Genomic DNA, 23,242 nt, shown 5'->3' with positions numbered 1-23,242 from the left:
GTGCTTCAGTCGCTGGGCAATCCGCGTGCAGACAGTCGCTGTACCAAGCGCACCTGGAGTTGTTGCAGGTGCGGCAAGGTCAGTTGGTGGCGTACTGCCGCCTGGCAGGCGTAGCCCAGCAAGTAGCTGATTTCAGTGCGCCGGGCATTGGCCACGTCCTGGTACATCGAGGAGTAATTGGCCGCTGTGGCCTGGATCACGCGTTCCACTTCGCTGTGCAAGTCCTGCGCGGCAGCGGGTTGGCCGCAGCATTCCAGCAGGTCGGCGAGTTCGGCGCACAGGGTGGCGACTTCGCATTGATGGGCTTGCAGCTCGCCATTGCGGCATTGGTACAGCACGGTCAGCGGGTTGATAGCGCAGTTCAGAGCCAGTTTGCGCCACAGGCGGCTGAGGATGTCGGTGCTCCACTCATGGGGAATGCCGGCGGCTTGCAGGTCATCGAGCCATAGCGGCGGGGTAGGGTGGCTCGCATCCCCCAGCCAGGTATAGCCGTGGCCAGCAAACACTACCCGCCAGTCGCTCTCGCGAAACGCACCTTCAGTGCTGGAGGCGAAAATGCATCGGGCTTGCGGCAGTTGAGCTGCGACCGCGTCCTGGCTGCCCAGGCCGTTTTGCAACAGGATCAGTTCGGCGTCCGGCACCAGTCGATGTTCAAGCTGTGCGATGGCCTCCTGAGCGTCGTAGGCTTTGCACGCCACCAGCAGGCGATGAATCGGCCCTGGGCTGTCGGATGTTTCGCCGACGACCGGGTAGGTGTGAGCCATGCCTTGCTCAACCAGGGTCAGGCCCTTGGCGGCCTGATAGCTCGCCAGCCGCGCGGGGTCCCGCAGGATCAGCCGCACGGGCAATCCGGCGCGGGCCAGGCGGGCGGCCCACAGTGTCCCGAGACTGCCGGCGCCAAGGACATGCCAGGTGGTCGACATCAGTTTTTACTCCGTAAGGCTGCCCGCAGTGAACGAGGCAAAAGAACCGCTATAATGCCCGGGCATTTTAGCCTGGGCGTGCTCCATCTCTACTGAGCCGCGCCCCTTTTTATTGGAGAAATTACATGCCGTCGTTCGACGTGGTATCCGAACTGGACAAACACGAAGTCACCAACGCCGTCGAGAACGCCGTCAAGGAGCTGGATCGTCGCTATGACTTGAAGGGCAAGGGCAGCTTCGAGTTCAAGGAAAAGGAGCTGACCGTCAACCTGACCGCGGAAGCCGACTTCCAGCTGGAAGCGATGATTGAGATCCTCAAGCTGTCTCTGGTCAAGCGCAAGATCGATGCGCAGTGCCTTGAAATCAAGGACGCTTATGCATCCGGCAAGCTGATGAAGCAGGAAGCCGTGCTCAAGGAAGGCATCGACAAGGAGCTGGCGAAGAAAATCGTCGCTCACGTCAAGGACGCCAAGCTCAAGGTCCAGGCCGCGATCCAGGGCGAGCAGGTGCGCATCACCGGCAAGAAGCGTGACGATTTGCAAGAGGCCATTACTGCCTTGCGCGCCAAGACTTTCGACATGCCGCTGCAGTTCAATAACTTCCGCGACTGATGGCCTTTTGGGGAACCTGTGGGTGTTTGTGACGTCCCACGCCCCAGAGCCAGTGCCTGTATTTGAGCCCTGCGGGGCTCATTTGCGTTTTTAGGCAGTCAATAACGCCGCACATCCGCTACATAGGAGAAGCTACATGGATTTGAACGCTGAAATGGATCACTTGATCAAAACCTCGCAGTCGTGGATCCCGATGATCATGGAATACGGCAGCCGGGTACTGCTGGCCGTCATTACCCTGGCCATTGGCTGGTGGCTGATCAATGTATTGACCCACCGCGTGGGTCGCTTGCTGGCCATCCGTAACGCGGACCTGGCGCTGCAGCACTTCATCACCAGCCTTGCGAACATCGCCCTCAAGATCATGCTGATGGTCAGCGTGGCCTCGATGATCGGCGTGGCAACCACCTCGTTCGTCGCCGCCATTGGTGCCGCTACCCTGGCCATCGGCCTGGCGTTGCAAGGCAGCCTGGCGAACTTTGCCGGTGGCGTGCTGATTCTGTTGTTTCGTCCGTTCCGTATTGGTGACTGGATCGAAGCCCAAGGCACCTCGGGTACCGTCGACAGCATCCAGATTTTTCACACCGTGCTGCGTACCGGCGACAACAAGACCGTGATCGTGCCTAACGGCATCCTGTCCAACGGCATTATCACCAACACCAACCGTCAGCCGACCCGCAAGGTGGTGTTTGATGTAGGTGTCGACTACGAAGCCGACTTGCAGAAGGCGCGCGAAGTGTTGCTGGAACTGGCCAAGGACCCGCGCGTATTGGCTGATCCGGCGCCGGCAGCGGTAGTTTCGACCCTGGGCGACAGTTCGATCACCGTATCCCTGCGAGTCTGGACCAAGACTTCGGATTATTGGGATGTGGTGTTCATGTTTAATGAACTGGCGCGGGACCGTCTGAAAGGCGCGGGGATCGATATCCCGTTTCCGCAGCGGGTTATTCGGGTAATGCAGGAAAGTGCTGCAAAGTAATAGCGAGACTTGCGGATTGAACTTGGCCATCAGGTCAGGTTCAATCCGGTGACCAAACTAGATAGTTAGCTTGCTAGTTATCCGGGTATTGAGATCTAGTTGCAATGAAAAAGCCGCTCACTTGCGAACAAGTGAGCGGCTTTTTGTTTAGGGCCGAAGCCCTAAGTCATCGTTGTAATCAAACTGCCAATTACAAGATGTTCAGCGGGTATTGCGCGATCAGACGCAGTTCGTCGATCGACGCCGAACCGTAGTACACACCGTCGCTGGAGCGATAAGTGGCTTGACGTACACGCAGGCTCAGGTCTTTAGCCGGGCCGCTCTGGATCACGTACTTGGCTTCGATGTCACGTTCCCACTCTTTACCGTTCGAGGTGTCAGCGGTGTTGGCGCCGGTACCTTTAACGTAGCGAGTCATGAAGCTCAGGCCTGGAACGCCGAAAGTCGCCATGTTCAGGTCGTAGCGAGCCTGGAAGGACTTCTCGTCTTCAGCGTTAAAGTCGGAACGAGCGATGGAGTTGGCAAGGAAGATCGTGCCGCCGCCGTCTACGCCGTAACCGTAGTCACCGTCACCGCTAACCTTCTGGTAGGCCAGGGTAAAGGTGTGAGCCTGGATGGTGTACGCGCCTTGCAAGCTGTAGGCACGGTTATCCAGTTTAGTGGTGCCGTCTTTCTCAGCCCGTTGCAGGCCAGCACCATCACTTTTGGTGCTGTAGATGTTGAAGTCTACTGCCAGGGACTGCTCATTGCTAAGCGCGTGAGTCCAGTTCAGGTTGGCGTAGGTTTTTTTCCAGTAGTCTTCGGTCTTCGCGTAGTACAGGCTGGCGCTGACTTCTGGAGTGAGGGCGTAGACGCCACCGATAAAGTCAGTTTTTGTCAGGCCCAGGCTGTCGCGGTAGGTCTGGGCTTGCGCCACGCTCGAAGTGAAGTGACCGCCTTCGAGTTTCAGGCCCTTGATCTCGTTGCTGGTGATCGAGATACCTTGTGGCAGCTCAGGCAGCAGACGGCTGTCATCGGATGCGAATACAGGTGCAGTGGTGTACTGGTCGCCGACTTTCAGGACCGTATCGGAAATACGGAACTTAACTGCGCCGCCGCCTTTGGAGTAATCATCTTCAGAGCGACCGTCGGAGCCTGTTGGAAACAGACCGGTACCGGAACGACCCTTGCCGCTGTCCAGTTTGACGCCCAGCAGACCGATCACGTCGACACCCACACCGATGGTGCCTTGGGTGAAGCCCGACTGGTACAGGCCGTTGAAGCCCAGACCGGTTTCGTTGACGCGGCTTTTGCCGGTGTCGTTGTTACGGAAGTCGCGACCAAAGTTTATGAGGCGAGTGTTGATGCTGAACGTACTGTCCTCAACAAAGCCCTTGGAATCGTCCTGGGAGGACGCGATTGCGAACTGCGAGGTGCCTGCTGAAACAGCCAGGGCGATCATGCTCCACTTCATCACGCGCATCGTGATTTGCTCCTTTGGTTTTAGGAAGAGTACTGCCGTCCCACCTGTATTTTTGTCTGGGCGGCTCTTTCTTTTTTGTGTCGGCGCAAACTTATATCACGCTGACAATATTGGCGATACTTGCCTATCTATCCTTTCAGCTTCTTTACGAGCCTGTCGTAAATTGCTATGTCCATGTCGCAAATTTACAGTCCGAATGTAACCGGACTGACAACTTCAATGCTGTTTTAAAACCTTGAAACCAGGGTGGAAAAGTCACCCTTGAAAGTTTTAACACTTCCCTGAAAAGCATTGACCCGCTGTTGTTTTCTGGCGCGAAACACCGGCTTCCTGCCGGTGCTGTTGTCGACCATAGGGGTGTGAATGCAACAAGCGTGCACAAATGCGTAACCGAATGTGATTTTTTCGTGAAAATTGTCAATGCCCTGTAAAAACCGCATAAGCACGGGCTTTTTACGCCGTTTGGTTTGGCCTTGACGCGCCTGCTGTACTCCTGTGCGGTGGTGCATAAAAGCTGCACCAGCGCAAAACGTTACCGGTTCACCCCGTTCGGTGGGTAGTCGGCGGATCCCTTTGAGGCACAAATGGGTCATTTTGGTGCATTTGTTCCCTGCCGGCATTTTTGCTGCTGGTCACTCTTCACGCCTTGCAAGCTGTCTGGCTCAAGCTCTTGAAGGGTGTCCCGCATCCCGACTTTGACTGGGTTTGGATGCATTGGTCATTTAGCGTAGCTGAAATATTGGCCTGTCTCGAAATGGTGCGCTTTTTTTCGTGATGTCCTGTTTGGGCGCGTATTCGGCCTGATGCATTCGCCGTGAAGCGCCAGGCATTCGCAGGTATGCTGGGCGCCTGAAACCTGACCCGCCGAACGGGAGTGACTGCTGTGTTCGCCTTAGATCCACGTCTTCAACAAGACACCTTGCCCATCGGGGATTTCCCCCTTTGCCGGCTGCTGCTGTCCAATGACTCGAATTACCCCTGGTTCATCCTGGTGCCGCGCATAGACGGTATCAGCGAAGTGTTTCAGCTGGATGTCGCCGACCAGCAGCGGGTGTGGCAGGAAAGCACGGCGCTGGCGCAGTTGCTTAATGAAGGGTTTGGCGCCGACAAAATGAATATTGGTGCCCTGGGGAATGTGGTCAGCCAACTGCACGTGCATGTGATCGTGCGCAAGCGCGATGACGCCGCCTGGCCTGCGCCGGTCTGGGGCAAGCATCCGGCGAAGCCATACAGCGACGAGCAAGTGACGGTGATTCGTGCACGCCTGCGCGAGATCCTGCCGTCCGACTTCACGTTCCTGGAGGCTTGAACCATGGACCTTCAAGACCGCGTGACCGACCTGGAAAGCCGCCTGGCCTTTCAGGACGACACCATTGAGACCCTTAATGACATCCTGGTTACCCAGCAACGGGCGGTCGAGCGCCTGCAGTTGCAGATGACCGCGTTGCTCAAGCGCCAGGAAGAAATGGGCGGCCAGTTCGAGTCGTCCGAGGAAGAAGCGCCGCCGCCTCATTATTAATGAGGCGGGGAGTCAATCCCGAGGCATAAAAAAACCGCGATGCAGCCAGGCTGCATCGCGGTTTCTTTTTTCGGGGTGCTGGAATCAGCGACGCGGCAACGCGGCGATCACATCTTCAGCTTGCAGGCCCTTGTCACGGTTCATTACGGAGAACTCCACGCGCTGGCCTTCCACCAGGACGCGATGGCCTTCGCCGCGAATCGCCCGGAAGTGGACGAAGATATCGTCGCCCGAATCCCGGGAAATAAAGCCGAAGCCCTTGGAGGTGTTGAACCACTTCACGGTACCGGTATCCCGGTTGGTCATGTCGTAGCTTTGCGACGCAGCGGCCGGGGAGGAACGGTAAAAACTGATGGCCAGATGAAGAACGATGGCTACCAGTGCTATTGCCAGGCTGAGCAGGACGGCCGGGTGGCCACCGACTTCAGGCATAGGCGCCAGCAGGGTGAGGGTTTGCACGACAACAGCCAGAACCAGCAGGGCGCTGACCAGGTTTTGCAGTTGATGACGCGGGCCTTTGTTCCAGTAAGGAATGACTGGAGCCAGTGTCAGGTTAAGAAGACCAAAGAAGGTCAGGTAGAGAGCGTCAGGTTGTTGCAGGTAAGGCAGGGTTTCTGATCGCAGGCTGGGGATAAAGGACAGCAGCAACGCTGCAGCGCCCGTTAGCAGGTGGACGATTTTCAACATTTTGATTAACTCACGTTAAGACGGATCACAAGGAAGAGCTGACTGGCACGGTTCGCTTCTGAACAAAAGGGAGGCGTTGGGCACGTACACGGGTATCAGCCTATGCCGCTTGCCGCGAAAAAACGGCGGCGACACGCTGCCTATTTAACAGCAAAGCCTGTGGCTACTCAAATCAAGCATTTCAGGCTGTTGCAAGGGGCGCGGCATTTCTGCGGCAAACGCTTGTCCTAGACAGGTGCAGGCTTTTTCGCAGGCGTTGGGTAATTTTTCTTGCAGTGTCTGAAGCCCAGCCTGCCGTGCAGGCGCGCTCGGCAAGGGGCGATTTGCCGCACCTAGAGAAGGTCAGCCGGGCTGCGCAAGGCCGGTACTCTTGCTAGAGTGGTGCTGCACCTGATCAATGAATTTTTTATCAATTGAAGGGGAAAAACATGGCAATCGATATTGGTATCAGTGAAGAAGATCGTAAATCAATCGTTGATGGTCTTTCGCGACTGCTTTCCGATACCTATGTACTTTACCTGAAGACCCATAACTTCCATTGGAACGTAACGGGCCCCATGTTCCGTACACTGCACTTGATGTTTGAAGAGCAGTACAACGAACTGGCGCTGGCGGTGGATTCAATTGCCGAACGTATTCGCGCCCTGGGCTTTCCGGCGCCGGGTGCTTACTCGGTGTACGCACGACTTTCTTCGATCAAGGAAGAAGAGGGTGTACCGAGTGCTGAAGACATGATCAAGCAATTGGTCGAAGGCCAGGAAGCAGTTACCCGGACTGCCCGGGGCATCTTCCCGCTGTTGGATAAAGTCAGTGATGAACCTACCGCAGACTTGCTGACCCAGCGCATGCAAGTGCATGAAAAGACCGCGTGGATGTTGCGTTCCCTGCTCGAAAACAAGTAATGCCGGTGGCGGGTGGGCGTCGCGCTGACGCCCCTCGCGTGGCTGTTTCCCGGCGATTTCCTTCATCCTGCGAGCTTCCTGATACGCGCGTTGGCTTGTCCTACGTCGATCGGCTCCCTGTCTTCTGGCTGCACTTGTCTTCTTGATGTTTTATAGCTCAACGGCCAACGAGAACACTGATGAGTGGCCGTCAGGCAATGGAGTGTCAAGTGTATGTCACGCGGAGCAGGTAATGGAGTTATGGAAACGTGCGGGTTGCATAAGATAAAGGTCGATCCCTTTACCAAGGGGTTTGATATGAACTTGGCCAGGCCATTGTCCCGGTCTGTTCGGCTTAATGGTTTTTCGACGTGTTTGCGGCTCGAAGAGGTCTATTGGAATATCCTCACGGAGATCGCCAAAATCAATACCTGTTCGGTCAGTGCGCTGTTGTCCTACGTGGACCGTGAAGTGCACTTGCGTTATGGCGGTGTAAAGAACTTCAGCGGGCTGGTCAGGGTGGTTTGCGTGGTTCATGCATTGAAAGGGCGCATCACCGCGCCAGGTGTCCACTCGGGCCAGGCATGATCCTTGTGCCAGCTGCCAGCCCCGGGGTTACCCCGGGTCGGGCGCCTGGCAGGAGCCTGCTGCAGCCACCTATATAAAGAGCAGCGCGCCGCTACGGCTGCACAGCCTCGATTTACCAGATATAATCCCGGGCTTTGCTGCGCATGCCGGGACTTTCCCACGGGTTGAAGTCAGGGCAGGGCGCGGCGTACGTCGTGATCTGATCGCCGAGACATCTTCATGCCCATGTACGACTATCAATGCGCTTCCTGTGGTCATCAGTTGGAAGCCATTCAAAAGATCAGCGCCGCGCCGTTGGTCGATTGCCCTGCCTGCCAGGCACCGGAGCTTAAAAAGATGTTGTCCATGCCGGGCTTTCGCCTGAGTGGCAACGGCTGGTACGAGACCGATTTCAAGACCGGCTCGAAGAAGAATCTGGCCGGCGGCGACAAAGCAGACTGAGTTGAACTCTACGCGCAGGCTCCTGCATTATCCGTCACCTGACTTAGCTGTACGGTGATGAGGCAGGCCTCCACTGAATTTCGAATTACGAGAAGCGAAACCACTATCATGATGCGCAGCCACTATTGCGGCCAACTGAACGAGACCCTGGAAGGTCAGGAAATCACCCTTTGCGGATGGGTTCACCGTCGCCGCGACCACGGCGGGGTGATCTTCCTCGATATCCGTGATCGTGATGGTCTGGCCCAGGTGGTGTTCGATCCGGACCGCGCCGAGAGCTTCGCCGCCGCTGATCGCGTGCGCAGCGAGTACGTCGTGAAGATCACCGGCAAGGTTCGCCTGCGTCCGGCCGGTGCCACCAACGCCAACATGGCGTCGGGCATGATCGAAGTACTGGGTTACGAACTGGAAGTGCTGAACGAGTCGGAAACCCCGCCGTTCCCGCTCAACGAGTTCTCTGACGTTGGCGAAGAAACCCGCCTGCGTTATCGCTTCCTCGACCTGCGTCGCCCGGAAATGGCCGAGAAGCTGCGTCTGCGTTCGCGCATGACCACCAGTATCCGTCGCTTCCTCGACGAGAACGGCTTCCTCGACGTCGAGACGCCGATCCTGACCCGTGCTACCCCGGAAGGCGCCCGCGACTACCTGGTACCAAGCCGTACCCACGCCGGTTCCTTCTTCGCGTTGCCGCAATCGCCACAGCTGTTCAAGCAACTGCTGATGGTCGCCGGCTTCGACCGTTACTACCAGATCGCCAAATGCTTCCGTGACGAAGACCTGCGGGCCGACCGCCAGCCGGAATTCACCCAGATCGACATCGAGACCAGCTTCCTCGATGAAAAAGAGATCATGGGCATCACCGAACAAATGATCCGCAACCTGTTCAAGGAAGTGCTGGACCTGGAATTCGGCGAATTCCCGCACATGACCTTCGAAGAAGCCATGCGCCGTTACGGTTCCGACAAGCCAGACCTGCGTAACCCGCTGGAACTGGTTGACGTTGAAGACCAACTCAAAGACGTCGACTTCAAGGTGTTCAGCGGCCCGGCCAACGACCCGAAATGCCGTATTGCCGCACTGCGCGTGCCTGGCGCTGCGAGCATGCCGCGCAAGCAGATCGACGACTACACCAAGTTCGTCGGCATCTACGGTGCCAAGGGCCTGGCGTACATCAAGGTCAACGAGCGCGCCAAGGGCGTTGAAGGCCTGCAGTCGCCAATCGTCAAGAACATCCCTGAAGCCAACCTCAACGTGATCCTTGATCGTGTTGGCGCGGTCGACGGCGACATCGTGTTCTTCGGCGCCGACAAGTCGAAGATCGTCAGCGAAGCACTGGGTGCACTGCGGATCAAGGTCGGCAACGACCTGAACCTGCTGACCTGCAAGTGGGCGCCGATGTGGGTTGTCGACTTCCCGATGTTCGAAGAGAACGACGACGGCAGCTTCAGTGCCCTGCACCACCCGTTCACCGCGCCGAAGTGCACGCCGCAAGAGCTCGAAGCCAACCCGGCTGGCGCTCTGTCCCGTGCCTACGACATGGTGCTGAACGGCACCGAGCTGGGTGGCGGTTCGATCCGTATCCATCGCAAGGAAATGCAGCAATCGGTCTTCCGCCTGCTGGGTATCAACGAAGATGAGCAGCAAGAGAAGTTCGGCTTCCTGCTCGACGCCCTGAAATACGGCGCACCACCCCATGGCGGCCTGGCCTTCGGCCTTGACCGTCTGGTGATGCTGATGACCGGTGCCCAGTCGATCCGTGAAGTGATTGCCTTCCCGAAAACCCAAAGTGCTGCCGACGTGATGACGCAAGCACCGGGTGTGGTGGATGCCAAGGCGCTGCGCGAGCTGCATATTCGTCTGCGCGAGGCACCAAAGGCTGAGTAAGGCCGCAGCGTGAAAGCGCGATAGGGTTTTACATTGTCAGCTAAGGGCGCATCTTCGGATGCGCCTTTGCGTTACAAGGGCAGTACGTTAAAGAGGGAAGTCCCGCCTGGGGCGGGATCGACAGGTTTCTACAGAATTTCGGAGTTGTGTTATGGCTGGCCATTCCAAGTGGGCGAACATCAAGCACCGCAAAGAGCGTCAGGATGCCAAGAAAGGCAAGATCTTCACCAAGTGGATTCGCGAGCTGACCGTAGCCGCGCGCCAGGGTGGCGGTGACCCGGGCTCCAACCCGCGTCTGCGCCTGGCCCTGGACAAGGCCCTCGGCGCCAACATGAGCCGCGACATCATCGACCGTGCCGTGGCCCGTGGCGCCGGAGCGGCCGATACCGATGACATGGTCGAGTTGAGCTACGAAGGCTACGGCCCGGGTGGCGTGGCGGTGATGGTCGAGTGCATGACCGACAACCGCAACCGTACGGCGGCTGCCGTACGCCATGCGTTCAGCAAGTGTGGCGGCAACCTGGGTACCGACGGTTCGGTGGCCTACCTGTTTGAGCGCAAGGGGCAGATTTCCTTCGCGCCGGGCGTTGACGAAGATGCGCTGATTGAAGCGGCGATGGAGGCAGATGCCGACGACGTGGTGACCAACGAAGACGGCTCCATCGATGTATTTACTTCGTTCGCGGGCTTCTATTCCGTGCGTAACGCCCTGGAGGCGGCTGGTTTCAAAGGTACTGATGCGGAAATCGTGATGCTGCCCACCACCAGCGCCGAGCTGGACCTGGACGGGGCGCAGAAGGTGCTCAAGATGCTCGATATGCTTGAAGACCTGGATGACGTACAGAACGTCTATTCCAATGCCGATATCCCGGAATCGGTGGCCGAACAGTTGGTCTGACCCGATGTTGCAATGCCGGTGTCGGGCTACAGTCCTGTAGACCCGACACTTTCTTTTTCTATAGCCCGCAGGCGTTATGACTCTAATCCTAGGTATCGACCCCGGTTCGCGAATCACCGGCTTTGGCGTGGTCCAGCAGACCCCGCGAGGCTGCGTGTACGTGGCGTCGGGCTGTATACGTACCGGCGCCGGCGAGTTGGCGGAGCGCTTGCAAATCGTTTATCGCGGCGTGCGTGAAGTGATCCAGACCTACGGCCCGGTGACCATGGGCATCGAAAAAGTGTTCATGGCAAAAAACGCCGATTCGGCTTTGAAACTCGGCCAGGCTCGCGGCGCGGCCATCGTTGCCGGCGCCGAGGAAGGCATGGAGATCGCTGAATACACCGCGACCCAGGTCAAGCAAGCCGTGGTCGGCACCGGTGCGGCCAATAAGGAGCAGGTGATGATGATGGTCATGCACATGCTCAAGCTCACCGCCAAACCGCAAATCGATGCCTCCGACGCCCTGGCCATTGCCATTTGCCACGCCCATACCCGCTCCAGCCTGCTTCCCCATGGCTTGGGTGCGGCACGCAGTCGTGGCGGCCGGCTGCGTCTCTGATAGCATCTGCGCAATCATTCTGCGTGGGGTGCATGAACGGCCTGTGCTGTCGGCCGGCATGCCCGCGTTATTACCGGTCAGGCCTTGATCTGAGCCGATTCTTAAGGATTCGAACGTGATTGGACGCTTGCGCGGCACCCTGGCTGAGAAACAGCCGCCGCACCTGATTCTGGATGTAAACGGGCTGGGCTATGAGCTGGAAGTGCCCATGACCACCCTCTATCGCCTACCGTCGGTCGGTGAGCCGCTGACCCTGCACACTCACCTGGTGGTGCGCGAGGACGCGCAATTGCTCTATGGTTTCATTGGCAAGCGTGACCGCGATTTCTTCCGTGAACTGATCCGCCTCAACGGCGTGGGGCCGAAGCTGGCGCTGGCGCTGATGTCGAGCCTTGAGGTGGATGAGCTGGTGCGGTGTGTATCGGCCCAAGACACTTCGGCACTGACCAAGGTGCCAGGTGTTGGCAAGAAAACCGCCGAGCGTTTGCTGGTAGAGCTCAAGGACCGCTTCAAGGCCTGGGAAGTCGTGCCGAGCATGTTTGCCCTGGTGCCTAACCAGCCTGATGCTCCGGGTGTTCCGGTGGCCAGCGCTGAAAGCGATGCCGTCAGCGCTCTGATCTCCCTGGGCTACAAGCCGCAAGAGGCGAGCAAGGCCGTGTCGGCCATCAAGGACAAGAACCTTAGCAGCGAAGACATGATCCGCCGCGCCCTGAAGGGAATGATTTAAGTGATTGAAGCTGATCGTCTGATCGCGGCCACCGGCCCTCGTGATCGTGAAGAAGTCCAGGACCGGGCCATTCGCCCCCTGAGTCTTGCCGAATACATTGGCCAGCCCACCGTGCGCGAGCAGATGGAACTGTTCATACAGGCCGCGCGCGGGCGCAGCGAGTCACTGGATCACACGTTGATCTTCGGCCCGCCGGGCCTGGGCAAAACCACCCTGGCCAACATCATCGCCCAGGAAATGGGTGTGTCGATCAAGTCCACCTCCGGCCCTGTGCTGGAGCGCCCGGGCGACCTGGCGGCGCTGCTGACCAACCTGGAACCCCACGATGTACTGTTTATCGACGAGATCCACCGGCTATCGCCCATCGTCGAGGAAGTGCTGTACCCGGCCATGGAAGACTTCCAGCTGGACATCATGATCGGCGAAGGCCCGGCGGCGCGCTCGATCAAGCTCGACCTGCCACCGTTCACGCTGGTGGGTGCCACCACCCGTGCGGGCATGCTGACCAACCCGCTGCGAGACCGTTTCGGGATTGTTCAACGTCTAGAGTTCTATAGCACGGCGGATCTGGCCACCATCGTCAGCCGCTCGGCGAACATCCTCGGCTTGCCCCTGGACCCGGAAGGCGCGTTTGAAATCGCCCGTCGTGCCCGTGGTACGCCGCGGATCGCCAACCGTTTGTTGCGTCGGGTACGCGACTTTGCCGAAGTGCGGGCCAAGGGCCACATCACCAAGCCCGTGGCAGACCTGGCGCTGAACCTGCTGGATGTGGACGAGCATGGCTTTGACCACCAGGACCGGCGACTGCTGTTGACCATGATCGAGAAGTTCGACGGCGGCCCGGTGGGCGTGGACAGCCTCGCGGCAGCGATCAGCGAAGAACGGCATACGATTGAGGATGTGCTGGAGCCGTACCTGATCCAGCAGGGTTACATCATGCGTACGCCGAGGGGCCGCGTGGTCACCCGGCATGCTTATCTGCACTTCGGGTTAAACATTCCGTCACGATTGGGCGAGATGCCCGTAGTAGACGAATTCCTTGATGCAGTAGACGATTAAAAGACCTTGGCGATTCGATTTATTCGGCGTTTGTGCTGTCCTAGTGGCTGGCGTCGTCATTCTTTCGTTAGAAATGTGCCACAGAATGAAAAACAGTTGCCTGGCCGGATTGGCAACCTGAGGAGTAAGCACTAGAGTATGCGCGCGCAAAACGGGGATCAGTCGTTCGCACATCGCTGTCGCGTTTATTACGAGGACACCGATGCTGGCGGCATCGTTTATTACGTCAATTACCTAAAGTTCATGGAGCGGGCTCGAACCGAGCGGCTACGGGAGCTGGGCTTTGCCCAATCCCAGCTTGCGGGGGAGGACCTGTTGTTTGTCGTGCATTCCAGCGAGGCGCGTTACTACGCGCCGGCGCGACTGGACGATGAACTGCTGGTCAGCGCAGAAATAACCGAATTGAACCGTGCCAGCCTGCGTTTTAAACAGCAGGTCAGGCGGGCTACGGATGCAACGCTGCTCTGTGAGGGGCAGTTCCTGGTGGCCTGTGTTCGCACCAATAGTTTGAAACCCCGGGCCATTCCCGAAACTCTACGCGCGGCCTTTGCCGGCGTGAGCGGCGCGGGTAAACATTCAGAGCAGGAGATTTAGCGTGGAACCTACCGTCGTCGACCATTCCTCCATGTGGAGCCTGGTCAGCAATGCCAGTGTTGTGGTTCAACTGGTGATGCTGGTCCTGGTAGCCGCATCGGTTACCTCTTGGGTCATGATTTTTCAGCGCAGCAACCTGCTGCGTGCCGGTCGACGTGCCCTGGAGAGCTTCGAGGAGCGCTTCTGGTCGGGTATCGACCTGTCCAAACTGTACCGCCAGGCCGGCAGCAACCCGGACCCGGATTCGGGCGTAGAACAAATCTTCCGCGCCGGCTTCAAGGAATTCTCCCGTCTGCGCCAGCAGCCAGGCGTTGACCCGGAAGCAGTCATGGAAGGCGTGGCCCGTGCCATGCGCGTCGCCATTTCCCGCGAAGAAGAAAAGCTTGAGCAAAGCCTTCCTTTCCTCGCCACCGTAGGTTCGGTGAGCCCGTACATCGGCCTGTTCGGTACCGTATGGGGCATCATGAACTCCTTCCGCGGCCTGGCCCAAGCCCAGCAAGCGACCCTGGCCACCGTGGCCCCGGGTATCGCCGAAGCGCTGATCGCCACTGCCATCGGCCTGTTCGCAGCTATTCCCGCAGTAATCGCCTACAACCGTTTTGCTTCTCGAGGCGAAACCTTGATCAGCCGTTACTACACCTTCGCCGATGAATTCCAGGCGATCCTGCACCGTAAAGTGCACACCAGCGAAGAATAAGCAGGTAATTCCCAATGGCTTTAATCGCTCGAGCTCGCAAAAAGCGCAAGCCGGTCGCCGAGATGAACGTAGTGCCTTACATCGACGTGATGCTGGTGCTGCTGGTTATCTTCATGGTGACCGCGCCGATGCTCAATCAGGGCGTGAAGGTTGATCTGCCCAAGGTTTCCAGCGAAGCCTTGCCGCAGGACAACAACACCCAGGTCCTGACCATTTCGATCAAGGCTGACAAGACCTATTACTGGAACCTTGGCAGCGAAGTCGACACTCAGAAACAGCAGGACAAGGCCATGACCTTGCCGCAGATGACTGATGCTGTGACCAAGATCATTCGCGCCGGCAACGAAGGTGGCAAGCACACCCAGGTGTTCATCCGCGGCGACAAGGTCGTCGACTATGGCTCCGTCATGGGCGCCATGGGCGGGCTGCAGAAGGCCGGAGTCGGTAATGTTGGCTTGATTACCGAGGCGCCCTGATGCACCAACAGCGAGAGCCGTCCGCCTCGGAAAGCTTCTTCTGGCCTAGCGTCTGGGCAATTGCCCTGCACGTCCTGGTGTTTGGCATGCTGTTTGTCAGCTTTGCCATGACCCCGGACCTGCCGCCAGCCAAGCCGATCGTGCAGGCGACCCTGTATCAGCTGAAATCGAAAAGCCAGGCCACCACCCAGACCAATCAGAAGATTGCGGGTGAGGCCCAGAAGTCGGCTGCGCGCCAGACTGAAGTCGAACAGATGGAACAGAAGAAGGTCGAGCAGGAAGCGGTGAAGGCTGCTGCGGAACAAAAGAAAGAAGAGGCGGCTCAAAAGGCCGAGGAATCGAAAAAGGCCGACGAGGCGAAGAAAGCTGACGAGGCGCAAAAGGCTGATGAGGCCAAGAAAGCCGATAAAGCTGCCGAAGCCAAAAAGGTCGAAGAGAAACAATTGGCTGATATAGCCAAGAAGAAATCTGAAGAAGAAGCCAAGAAAGCTGCCGAAGAAGAGGCCAAGAAAAAGGCCGCTGAAGACGCGAAGAAAAAGATAGTCGAAGACGCGAAGAAGAAAGCCGCGGACGACGCCAAGAAGAAAGCTGAAGCTGACGAGGCGAAGAAGAAAATCGCCGACGATGCGAAGAAGAAAGCTGCCGCCGACGCCTCCAAGAAAAAGGCCCAGGAAGCAGCACGTAAATCGACCGAAGACAAAAAGGCCCAGGCCTTGGCCGATTTGCTTTCCGACACGCCGCAGCGCCAGCAAGCCTTGGCCGATGAACGTGGTGATGAAGTCGCGGGCAGTTTCGATGACCTGATTCGCTCACGGGCAGCGGAAGGGTGGACACGTCCTCCTTCGGCACGCAAAGGCATGACAGTAGTGCTGCAGATCGGCATGTTGCCGGACGGTACGGTGACTTCGGTCAGTGTGGCCAAGTCCAGTGGCGATGGTTCGTTCGACAGTTCGGCGGTAGCAGCGGTCAAGAACATTGGCCGGTTGACCGAGATGCAGGGAATGAAACCAAGCGACTTCGCTCCCTACCGTTCATTCAAGATGACATTCACACCTGAGGATCTAGCCTTGTGAGAAACCTTCTTCGAGGAATGCTTGTCGTTATTTGCTGCATGGCAGGGATAGCGGCGGCGGATGAAAAGAACATCCTGGTCACCAGCGGTAGCGATCGGGCCACCCCGATCGCCGTTGTTCCGTTTGGCTGGCAGGGCGGCAGCGTGCTGCCGGACGACATGTCGCAGATCATCAGTGATGACCTGCGCAACTCCGGTTACTACGCACCGATCGACAAAGGCAACATGATCAGCCAGCCGACCCAGGCCAGCGAAGTCATCTTCCGCGACTGGAAAGCGCTGAACGCCCAGTACCTGATGGTGGGCAGCATCACGCCTGCCGGCGGTCGCCTGCAGATCCAGTACACGCTGTTCAACGTCGCCACCGAGCAGCAAGTGCTGACCGGCAGCGTGTCGGGCACCACGGATCAACTGCGGGACATGGCGCACTACATCTCCGACCAGTCGTTTGAAAAGCTGACCGGGATCAAGGGTGCGTTCTCCACCCGCCTGCTTTATGTAACGGCCGAGCGTTTTTCGGTAGACAACACTCGTTACACTTTGCAGCGTTCGGACTATGACGGCGCTCGTGCAGTGACTTTGCTGCAATCGCGTGAGCCAATCCTGTCGCCGCGTTTCGCGCCGGATGGCAAGCGTATCGCCTACGTGTCCTTTGAACAGAGGCGTCCACGGATCTTCGTTCAGCACATCGATACCGGTCGCCGTGAGCAGATCACCAACTTTGAAGGCCTGAATGGCGCACCTGCATGGTCGCCGGATGGTTCGCGCCTGGCGTTCGTGCTGTCCAAAGATGGCAACCCGGACATCTACGTGATGAACATGGCCTCGCGCCAACTGAGCCGTGTTACCAGCGGCCCGGGCATCAACACCGAACCGTTCTGGGGTAAGGATGGTTCGACCATCTACTTCACCTCCGACCGTGGCGGCAAGCCGCAAGTCTACAAAACCAGCGTCAACGGCGGCGGCGCCGAACGAGTGACCTTTATTGGTAACTACAACGCTGCACCTAAGCTTTCGGCTGATGAAAAGACGTTGGTGATGATTCACCGTCAGGATGGTTTCACTAATTTCCGGGTTGCGGCCCAGGATTTGCAGCGCGGAACCGTAAAAATCCTCACAGATACCAACCTTGATGAGTCAGCCACTGTTGCGCCCAACGGCACCATGGTAATCTACGCCACCCGCCAGCAGGGCCGGGGAGTCTTGATGCTCGTGTCCATTAATGGACGCGTAAGGCTCCCGCTTCCTACCGCACAAGGCGAAGTCAGAGAACCGTCCTGGTCCCCTTACCTGAACTGACGCGGCGCTACAAAAAGAAGTACTTAACACACTGGGGTTCATTAGGAGTTTCACGATGGAAATGCTGAAGTTTGGTAAGTTTGCTGCTCTGGCTCTGGCTCTGTCCGTAGCCGTTGGTTGCTCGTCTAAAGGCGGCGACAATGCCGGTGAAGGCGCAGCTGTTGATCCAAACGCTGGTTACGGCGCTAACACTGGTGCAGTTGACGGCTCCCTGAGCGAAGAAGCTGCTCTGCGCGCTATCACCACTTTCTACTTCGAATACGACAGTTCGGACCTGAAGCCAGAAGCCATGCGCGCTCTGGACGTTCACGCGAAGGACCTGAAAGCTAACGGCGCTCGCGTTGTTCTGGAAGGTAACACCGACGAACGTGGTACTCGTGAGTACAACATGGCACTGGGCGAGCGTCGTGCGAAAGCCGTTCAGCGCTACCTGGTACTGCAAGGTGTTGCTCCGGGCCAACTGGAACTGGTTTCCTACGGTAAAGAGCGTCCAGTTGCTACTGGCCACGACGAGCAGTCCTGGGCTCAAAACCGTCGCGTCGAACTGCGTAAGTAATTCGTCATGCGAACGTGCCGTCGTGCTCTAACTGTATTGGCTCTCAGCTTGGCACCGCTTGCGGTGTGGGCTGCGGTTCCTGTGGAAGATAGCAACTCTGGCTATAACAATAGCGGGAGCAGTTATCCGCCGGCGGGTTATGGCACGAACGGCGCCTATGTCGGGGGTGCGGCTACGGCCGCGCCTTCGGCACAGGGCGAGCTGTTCAACCAGCTGCAACGCATGCAGGATCAATTGTCGCAGCAACAAGGCACGATTGAAGTTCTGCAGAATCAAGTGAACCAGCTGAAGCAAGAAGGCCTGGAGCGATACCAGGATCTTGATCGACGTATTGGAGCCGGCGTTACACCTGCCGCCACTCCTGATAATTCTTCTGCCGGTGGCGCGCCAAGTGCCGCCGCCGGTGGTGCCGCAGCAGGGGCCGCGGCTGCCAGCCAAGCCCCTGCCGCCAGCAGCGAACCGGGTGATCCTGCGAAGGAAAAGCTGTATTACGACGCAGCCTTCGACCTGATCAAAGCCAAGGATTTCGATAAGGCCAGCCAGGCTTTTACCGCATTCCTGCGCAAATACCCGAACAGCCAGTACGCGGGCAACGCCCAGTACTGGTTGGGTGAGGTGAACCTGGCCAAGGGTGATCTGCAAGGTGCAGGTCAGGCGTTTGCCAAGGTCAGCCAGCTGTACCCCAAGCACGCCAAGGTGCCGGATTCGCTGTACAAACTGGCTGACGTAGAACGCCGGCTGGGTCATACCGACAAGGTCAAAGGCATTCTGCAGCAGGTGGTGGCCCAGTATCCGGGTACATCCGCTGCCCAGTTGGCTCAGCGGGATCTGCAGCGCATGTAAGCGCGGTAATCCTGGTTACAAGAAACCCGCGCCCTGCGCGGGTTTTTTCGTTAGAATCCACGCCCTTTTATGACACACGCTTTTTGGGGTTTACGCGTTGGCGGAATTCCTTGAAGTGCCTGACGGAGGCGGACAGCCTGTTTAGCTGTTACGCCCGTGGCGACTATGCAAGACACATTACGTATTACCGAAGTTTTTTACTCGTTGCAGGGTGAAACGCGCACTGCTGGCCTGCCCACTGTATTTGTGCGCCTGACCGGTTGCCCGCTGCGTTGCCAGTACTGCGACAGCGCCTACGCCTTCAGCGGCGGCACCGTGCGTACCCTTGAAGATATCCTCGAGCAAGTGGCCGGTTACCGGCCGCGTTATGTCTGCGTCACTGGTGGTGAGCCACTGGCGCAGCCTAACGCCATTCCCTTGCTCAAGCAGTTGTGTGATGCCGGTTACGAGGTGTCGCTGGAAACCAGCGGCGCGCTGGATATTTCTGCGGTCGACCCTCGGGTCAGCCGGGTCCTCGACCTGAAAACCCCGGGCTCCAAGGAAGTGCACCGCAACCTCTACGAGAACATCGAGCTGCTGACGACCAACGATCAGGTCAAGTTCGTCATCTGTTCCCGTGAAGACTACGACTGGGCGACCTCCAAGCTGATCCAATATGGCCTGGACCGTCGCGCCGGCGAAGTGCTGTTTTCCCCAAGCCACCATGACCTGAATGCTCGCGAACTGGCCGATTGGGTCGTCGCGGACAACCTGCCGGTGCGCCTGCAACTGCAACTGCACAAATACCTGTGGAACGACGAGCCGGGGCGTTGACATGACGGATCAAAAGCGTGCGGTCATCCTGCTGTCTGGTGGCCTCGACTCCGCCACCGTGGTCGCCATGGCCCGTGCAGAAGGCTACAGCTGCTACACCGTGAGCTTCGACTACGGCCAGCGCCACCGCGCCGAACTCGACGCTGCCGCCCGAGTCGCCCGCGACCTGAGTGTGGTGGAGCACAAGGTGATCGGCCTGAACCTCAACGGCATTGGCGGCTCGGCGCTGACCGACAGCTCCATCGACGTGCCGCAAGCCCCCAGCGAAGGCATCCCGGTGACCTACGTGCCGGCGCGCAACACCGTGTTCCTGTCCCTGGCCCTCGGTTGGGCCGAAGTGCTGAATGCCCGCGACATCTTCATTGGTGTCAACGCGCTGGATTACGCCGGTTACCCGGACTGCCGCCCGGAGTACATCGAGTCGTTCGAGCGCATGGCCAACCTGGCAACCAAAGCCGGTGTAGAAGGGCAGGGCTTTCGCATCCTGGCGCCGCTGCAGAACCGCAGCAAGGCCGATATCGTGAAGGCTGGCGTAGGACTTGGCGTCGATTACTCGCTGACTGTTTCCTGCTATCAGGCGGACAATGACGGCCGTGCTTGTGGGAAATGCGACAGCTGCCGACTGCGTGCAGAAGGCTTCCAGGCGGCCGGAATTATGGACCCAACGCGTTATTTCTGAATTATTTCAAATAAGGTGTTGAATAATCCTTAGAAATCAGTATTATACGCGCCACCACACAGCGGGTCGTTAGCTCAGTTGGTAGAGCAGTTGGCTTTTAACCAATTGGTCGTAGGTTCGAATCCCACACGACCCACCATTTTTGGCGGTTTAGAAAATCCGGAAGGCCCACGCAAGTGAGGATTTCCGGGTTTTTTTTTGCCCAATAAAAGCCGATCACTCTCAACGCTGAGGGTGATCGGCTTTTTCGTTAAACCTAGCCAAACCGCCCGGTTATATAGTCCTCGGTCTGCTTCATCTTTGGCTTGGTGAAGATCTCATCTGTATTGCCGTGCTCAATCAGCTCCCCCATAAACATGAACGCTGTGCTGTCTGACACCCGCGCGGCCTGCTGCATGTTGTGGGTCACGATGATCACCGTGTATTGCTCCTTCAGCTCGGTGATCAACTGCTCGATGCGCCCGGTGGAAATCGGGTCGAGCGCCGAGGTCGGTTCATCCAGCAGCAATACTTGCGGGCGCAGCGCAATGGTGCGGGCGATGCACAGCCGTTGCTGCTGCCCGCCTGACAGGCTCTGGGCGCTCTGCTTGAGTTTGTCTTTCACCTCATCCCACAGGGCGCCGCCGCGCAGGGCCTGCTCGACGCGGTCGTCCATTTCCCGGCGTGACAGCTTTTCATGGTGGCGCACGGCGTACGCGATGTTGTCGTAGATCGACATCGGGAAGGGCACCGGCTTCTGGAAGACCATCCCGACGTGGCTGCGCAGCCGGTTCATCGAGTAGCCGGGGGCGAGGATGTTCTCGCCATTCAGCAACACCTCACCGCGGGCCTCCTGCTTGGGGTACATCGAGTAGATGCGGTTGAACACGCGCAGCAAGGTCGACTTCCCACAGCCCGATGGGCCGATGATCGCGGTGATGCGTTTTTCCGGAATATCGATGTCGATGGATTTCAGTGAACGCTGGTTGTTATAGAAAAACTCCAACCCACGGACACGGATTTTGGTTTTCTCAGGATCAGGGCGGGTCGATTGCATCAGTGGGACCTATTGCGCAAAAGAATCAGGCGAGACAGCAAGCTCAGCACCAACACGAACATCGTCAGCACCAGCGCGCCTGCCCAGGCGAGGGAGTGCCAGTCGTCGAAGGGGCTCATGGCGTACTGGAAAATAACCACCGGCACGCTGGCAATCGGTTTGAGCAGGTTGCTGCTCCAGAACTGGTTGCCGAAGGCGGTGAATAGCAACGGTGCGGTTTCTCCGGTAATTCGGGCCAGCGCCAGCAAGATACCGGTCACCACGCCGGCCTTTGCCGCTCTTAATACAATCTGCAACGTCAGCTTCCATTGCGGCACGCCCAGGGCCAGGGCGGCCTCGCGCATGGTCGAGGGTTGCAGTTGGAGCATTTCGTCAGTCGTCCTCACCACCACCGGAATCACCAGCAGGGCCAATGCCAGGGCACCAGCGATGGCGGAGAAACCCACCTGGTGATTGGTCAGCAGGTTCAGTGGCAGGATCACGCCGGTGTAGATGAACAACCCCAGCACGATCGATGGCGCAGACAGCAGGATGTCGTTGATGAAACGAACGGTGGTGCCCCGGCGCGAATGCCGTGCGAACTCCGCCAGCCAGATGCCCGCCATCAGCCCGATGGGTGTGCCAATCAGCAGCGCAATCCCCGACATCAATGCGCTGCCATAAAACGCGTTGGCCAGGCCGCCGTCTGTTCCGGGAGGCGGCGTCATCTGGGTAAACAGGCGCAGGTTGAGCGCCTGAAAGCCGTTGATGATGGTGGTCAGCAGAATCCACGCCAGCCACAACAGGCCAAAGGCCGTCGCGCCACAACTCAGCAGCATGGCCACGCGGTTCTTGAAGGCACGCTTGCGGTACAGACGCTCGTTGCTGTTCATAAGCCCTCCTTGCGTGACAGGCGCATGAGCATCAACCGCGCCAGCGCCAGCACCACAAATGTCACGATGAACAGCAGGAAGCCCAGCGCAATCAGCGCCGAACGATGCAGGTCGGTATAAGCCTCGCTGAACTCGTTGGCGATGACCGACGCGATGGAGCTGCTGGGCATCAGCAACGAGGCGGAGAACTGTTGCGCGTTACCCAGCACGAAGGTGACGGCCATGGTTTCACCCAGGGCGCGCCCGAGGCCTAGAAACACTCCGCCGACCACTGCCGAGCGGGTGTAGGGCAGCACGATGTCCCACACCACTTCCCAGGTAGTACTACCCAATGCGTAGGCAGACTCTTTCAACTGAGTCGGCACGCTACGAAAAACTTCATGCATCACCGACGTAATGAACGGCGTAATCATGATCGCCAGCACGATGCCTGCGGTCAGCATCCCGATACCCAGCGGCGGCCCCTGGAACAGCGAGCCAATAAAGGGAAGTGCACCCAGGTAGTCATTGATCCAGGGTGAAAGGTACTCGGCCATAAATGGACCAAAAACAAACAGCCCCCACATGCCATAGATAATCGAGGGAATGCCCGCGAGCAATTCAACGGCGGAGGCGACTGGCATTCTCAGCCAGGGCGGCGCCACTTCAGTCAGGAAAATCGCGATGCCAAAACTCACCGGAACCGCAATCAGCAACGCCAGGAATGACGTGACCAAGGTGCCGTAAATCGGTACCAGGGCGCCAAAGTGGTTGTTGACCGCATCCCACTCGGTGCTGGTAATGAAACCGAAACCGAAACCGAAGGTCTTGAAGGCCAGCCCACCGCCCCACAATGTCGAGGCGGCAATGCTCGCCAGTAACAGCAAGACGAGCATGGCGGCGCCGAACATCGAGCGTTTGAACCACAGGTCGTTGCGCTGATCGCGAGCTGCGCGGCTGTCACCCGATACATCGCTCGCGTGAGTAGTCATGGCCAGGGGTTGGACAGTTTCGTTCATGTCAGATGTGCTCATCCCCTTGCTCAAGCATGAAGTGGTTTGGGCAA

At 58.2% G+C, this 23,242-nt stretch carries 28 protein-coding genes and 1 tRNA gene; 22 read left to right on the top strand and 7 right to left on the bottom strand.

Annotated features, from left to right (window positions below):
• Positions 1 to 5: 5 nt before the first annotated feature.
• Positions 6 to 923: a putative 2-dehydropantoate 2-reductase gene (locus tag CEC48_RS17320; protein WP_088424843.1), complete on the bottom strand. Its 918-nt coding sequence runs from the start codon at positions 921 to 923 to the stop codon at positions 6 to 8.
• Positions 924 to 1,048: 125 nt separating this feature from the next.
• Between CEC48_RS17320 and CEC48_RS17315 the strand changes: the two genes are divergently transcribed.
• On the top strand, positions 1,049 to 1,534 hold the full coding sequence (locus tag CEC48_RS17315) for a YajQ family cyclic di-GMP-binding protein (protein WP_088424842.1): 486 nt from the start codon (positions 1,049 to 1,051) through the stop codon (positions 1,532 to 1,534).
• Between the two features lie 136 nt (positions 1,535 to 1,670).
• Positions 1,671 to 2,513, top strand: coding sequence for a mechanosensitive ion channel family protein (locus CEC48_RS17310; protein ID WP_088424841.1), 843 nt, complete (start codon positions 1,671 to 1,673; stop codon positions 2,511 to 2,513).
• A gap of 190 nt (positions 2,514 to 2,703) precedes the next feature.
• Here CEC48_RS17310 and CEC48_RS17305 read toward each other — a convergent pair whose 3' ends face one another.
• Entirely contained in the window at positions 2,704 to 3,975 is a 1,272-nt protein-coding gene (locus tag CEC48_RS17305; RefSeq protein WP_088424840.1) for an OprD family porin, read from the bottom strand.
• 227 nt (positions 3,976 to 4,202) lie between these two features.
• The gene (locus tag CEC48_RS17300; RefSeq protein WP_088424839.1) at positions 4,203 to 4,484 is read right to left on the bottom strand and encodes a hypothetical protein; all 282 of its coding nucleotides are present in this window, start codon (positions 4,482 to 4,484) and stop codon (positions 4,203 to 4,205) included.
• A 374-nt stretch (positions 4,485 to 4,858) separates the two neighbouring features.
• Here CEC48_RS17300 and CEC48_RS17295 point away from each other — a divergent pair, with 374 nt between their 5' ends.
• Together CEC48_RS17295 and CEC48_RS17290 are read left to right on the top strand one after the other, a co-directional pair.
• Positions 4,859 to 5,284, top strand: coding sequence for an HIT domain-containing protein (locus CEC48_RS17295; RefSeq protein WP_088424838.1), 426 nt, complete (start codon positions 4,859 to 4,861; stop codon positions 5,282 to 5,284).
• 3 nt (positions 5,285 to 5,287) lie between these two features.
• Positions 5,288 to 5,494, top strand: a complete 207-nt coding sequence (locus CEC48_RS17290; RefSeq protein WP_017847119.1) for a SlyX family protein — start codon at positions 5,288 to 5,290, stop codon at positions 5,492 to 5,494.
• A gap of 84 nt (positions 5,495 to 5,578) precedes the next feature.
• On the opposite strand, the gene CEC48_RS32035 is transcribed toward CEC48_RS17290, so the two are convergent.
• Entirely contained in the window at positions 5,579 to 6,181 is a 603-nt protein-coding gene (locus CEC48_RS32035; protein ID WP_003209798.1) for a cold-shock protein, read from the bottom strand.
• Between the two features lie 428 nt (positions 6,182 to 6,609).
• Here CEC48_RS32035 and CEC48_RS17280 point away from each other — a divergent pair, with 428 nt between their 5' ends.
• The 18 genes from CEC48_RS17280 to CEC48_RS17195 all read left to right on the top strand — a co-directional run bounded on the left by CEC48_RS17280 (position 6,610) and on the right by CEC48_RS17195 (position 20,428).
• Entirely contained in the window at positions 6,610 to 7,083 is a 474-nt protein-coding gene (locus tag CEC48_RS17280; RefSeq protein ID WP_003209800.1) for a Dps family protein, read from the top strand.
• A gap of 213 nt (positions 7,084 to 7,296) precedes the next feature.
• Positions 7,297 to 7,650: a ribbon-helix-helix domain-containing protein gene (locus CEC48_RS17275; protein WP_088424837.1), complete on the top strand. Its 354-nt coding sequence runs from the start codon at positions 7,297 to 7,299 to the stop codon at positions 7,648 to 7,650.
• Between the two features lie 219 nt (positions 7,651 to 7,869).
• On the top strand, positions 7,870 to 8,091 hold the full coding sequence (locus CEC48_RS17270; protein ID WP_003209804.1) for an FmdB family zinc ribbon protein: 222 nt from the start codon (positions 7,870 to 7,872) through the stop codon (positions 8,089 to 8,091).
• A 108-nt stretch (positions 8,092 to 8,199) separates the two neighbouring features.
• The gene (gene aspS / locus CEC48_RS17265) at positions 8,200 to 9,975 is read left to right on the top strand and encodes an aspartate--tRNA ligase (RefSeq protein ID WP_076017427.1); all 1,776 of its coding nucleotides are present in this window, start codon (positions 8,200 to 8,202) and stop codon (positions 9,973 to 9,975) included.
• Between the two features lie 151 nt (positions 9,976 to 10,126).
• Positions 10,127 to 10,873, top strand: a complete 747-nt coding sequence (locus CEC48_RS17260) for a YebC/PmpR family DNA-binding transcriptional regulator (RefSeq protein ID WP_063027612.1) — start codon at positions 10,127 to 10,129, stop codon at positions 10,871 to 10,873.
• Between the two features lie 76 nt (positions 10,874 to 10,949).
• The gene (gene ruvC, locus CEC48_RS17255; protein ID WP_088424836.1) at positions 10,950 to 11,474 is read left to right on the top strand and encodes a crossover junction endodeoxyribonuclease RuvC; all 525 of its coding nucleotides are present in this window, start codon (positions 10,950 to 10,952) and stop codon (positions 11,472 to 11,474) included.
• Positions 11,475 to 11,589: 115 nt separating this feature from the next.
• Entirely contained in the window at positions 11,590 to 12,201 is a 612-nt protein-coding gene (gene ruvA, locus CEC48_RS17250; RefSeq protein WP_010169952.1) for a Holliday junction branch migration protein RuvA, read from the top strand.
• Positions 12,202 to 13,260 carry a Holliday junction branch migration DNA helicase RuvB gene (ruvB, locus tag CEC48_RS17245; RefSeq protein WP_071484352.1) on the top strand — a complete coding sequence of 353 codons (1,059 nt, stop codon included), beginning with the start codon at positions 12,202 to 12,204 and terminating at the stop codon, positions 13,258 to 13,260.
• Positions 13,261 to 13,398: 138 nt separating this feature from the next.
• Positions 13,399 to 13,854: a tol-pal system-associated acyl-CoA thioesterase gene (gene ybgC / locus CEC48_RS17240; RefSeq protein WP_010169950.1), complete on the top strand. Its 456-nt coding sequence runs from the start codon at positions 13,399 to 13,401 to the stop codon at positions 13,852 to 13,854.
• A gap of 1 nt (position 13,855) precedes the next feature.
• Positions 13,856 to 14,551, top strand: coding sequence for a protein TolQ (tolQ, locus tag CEC48_RS17235; RefSeq protein ID WP_088424835.1), 696 nt, complete (start codon positions 13,856 to 13,858; stop codon positions 14,549 to 14,551).
• 23 nt (positions 14,552 to 14,574) lie between these two features.
• Positions 14,575 to 15,027, top strand: a complete 453-nt coding sequence (tolR, locus tag CEC48_RS17230; RefSeq protein ID WP_161635741.1) for a protein TolR — start codon at positions 14,575 to 14,577, stop codon at positions 15,025 to 15,027.
• Positions 15,027 to 16,100, top strand: a complete 1,074-nt coding sequence (gene tolA / locus CEC48_RS17225; RefSeq protein WP_088424834.1) for a cell envelope integrity protein TolA — start codon at positions 15,027 to 15,029, stop codon at positions 16,098 to 16,100. The genes tolR and tolA overlap by 1 nt, the downstream gene beginning before the upstream one ends.
• A 17-nt stretch (positions 16,101 to 16,117) precedes the next feature.
• Positions 16,118 to 17,398 (top strand): Tol-Pal system beta propeller repeat protein TolB, encoded by a 1,281-nt coding sequence (gene tolB / locus CEC48_RS17220; RefSeq protein WP_176438730.1) that lies wholly within the window; start codon positions 16,118 to 16,120, stop codon positions 17,396 to 17,398.
• Positions 17,399 to 17,453: 55 nt separating this feature from the next.
• Positions 17,454 to 17,954 (top strand): peptidoglycan-associated lipoprotein Pal, encoded by a 501-nt coding sequence (gene pal, locus CEC48_RS17215; protein ID WP_003209827.1) that lies wholly within the window; start codon positions 17,454 to 17,456, stop codon positions 17,952 to 17,954.
• 6 nt (positions 17,955 to 17,960) lie between these two features.
• Entirely contained in the window at positions 17,961 to 18,797 is an 837-nt protein-coding gene (gene ybgF / locus CEC48_RS17210) for a tol-pal system protein YbgF (RefSeq protein ID WP_088424832.1), read from the top strand.
• A gap of 165 nt (positions 18,798 to 18,962) precedes the next feature.
• Complete coding sequence (gene queE / locus CEC48_RS17205; RefSeq protein ID WP_088424831.1) at positions 18,963 to 19,610, top strand: 7-carboxy-7-deazaguanine synthase QueE; 648 nt, start codon at positions 18,963 to 18,965, stop codon at positions 19,608 to 19,610.
• A gap of 1 nt (position 19,611) precedes the next feature.
• Positions 19,612 to 20,289 carry a 7-cyano-7-deazaguanine synthase QueC gene (gene queC / locus CEC48_RS17200; protein WP_088424830.1) on the top strand — a complete coding sequence of 226 codons (678 nt, stop codon included), beginning with the start codon at positions 19,612 to 19,614 and terminating at the stop codon, positions 20,287 to 20,289.
• Between the two features lie 63 nt (positions 20,290 to 20,352).
• Positions 20,353 to 20,428 (top strand) — tRNA-Lys (locus tag CEC48_RS17195).
• Between the two features lie 117 nt (positions 20,429 to 20,545).
• On the opposite strand, the gene pstB is transcribed toward CEC48_RS17195, so the two are convergent.
• From pstB to pstC, 3 genes are read right to left on the bottom strand one after another with little or no spacing between them, the layout of a single operon-like run.
• The gene (gene pstB / locus CEC48_RS17190) at positions 20,546 to 21,325 is read right to left on the bottom strand and encodes a phosphate ABC transporter ATP-binding protein PstB (RefSeq protein ID WP_088424829.1); all 780 of its coding nucleotides are present in this window, start codon (positions 21,323 to 21,325) and stop codon (positions 20,546 to 20,548) included.
• On the bottom strand, positions 21,325 to 22,197 hold the full coding sequence (pstA, locus tag CEC48_RS17185) for a phosphate ABC transporter permease PstA (protein WP_088424828.1): 873 nt from the start codon (positions 22,195 to 22,197) through the stop codon (positions 21,325 to 21,327). Before pstA ends, pstB begins: the two co-directional genes overlap by 1 nt.
• Positions 22,194 to 23,195: a phosphate ABC transporter permease subunit PstC gene (gene pstC / locus CEC48_RS17180; RefSeq protein WP_088424827.1), complete on the bottom strand. Its 1,002-nt coding sequence runs from the start codon at positions 23,193 to 23,195 to the stop codon at positions 22,194 to 22,196. The genes pstA and pstC overlap by 4 nt, the downstream gene beginning before the upstream one ends.
• Between the last annotated feature and the right edge of the window lie 47 nt (positions 23,196 to 23,242).

This window comes from Pseudomonas sp. K2I15 (genome assembly GCF_002204795.1).
Lineage (GTDB): Bacteria > Pseudomonadota > Gammaproteobacteria > Pseudomonadales > Pseudomonadaceae > Aquipseudomonas.
The sequence above is the reverse complement of the archived record's forward strand: the minus strand, read 5'-3'. Positions and strand labels throughout refer to the sequence as shown.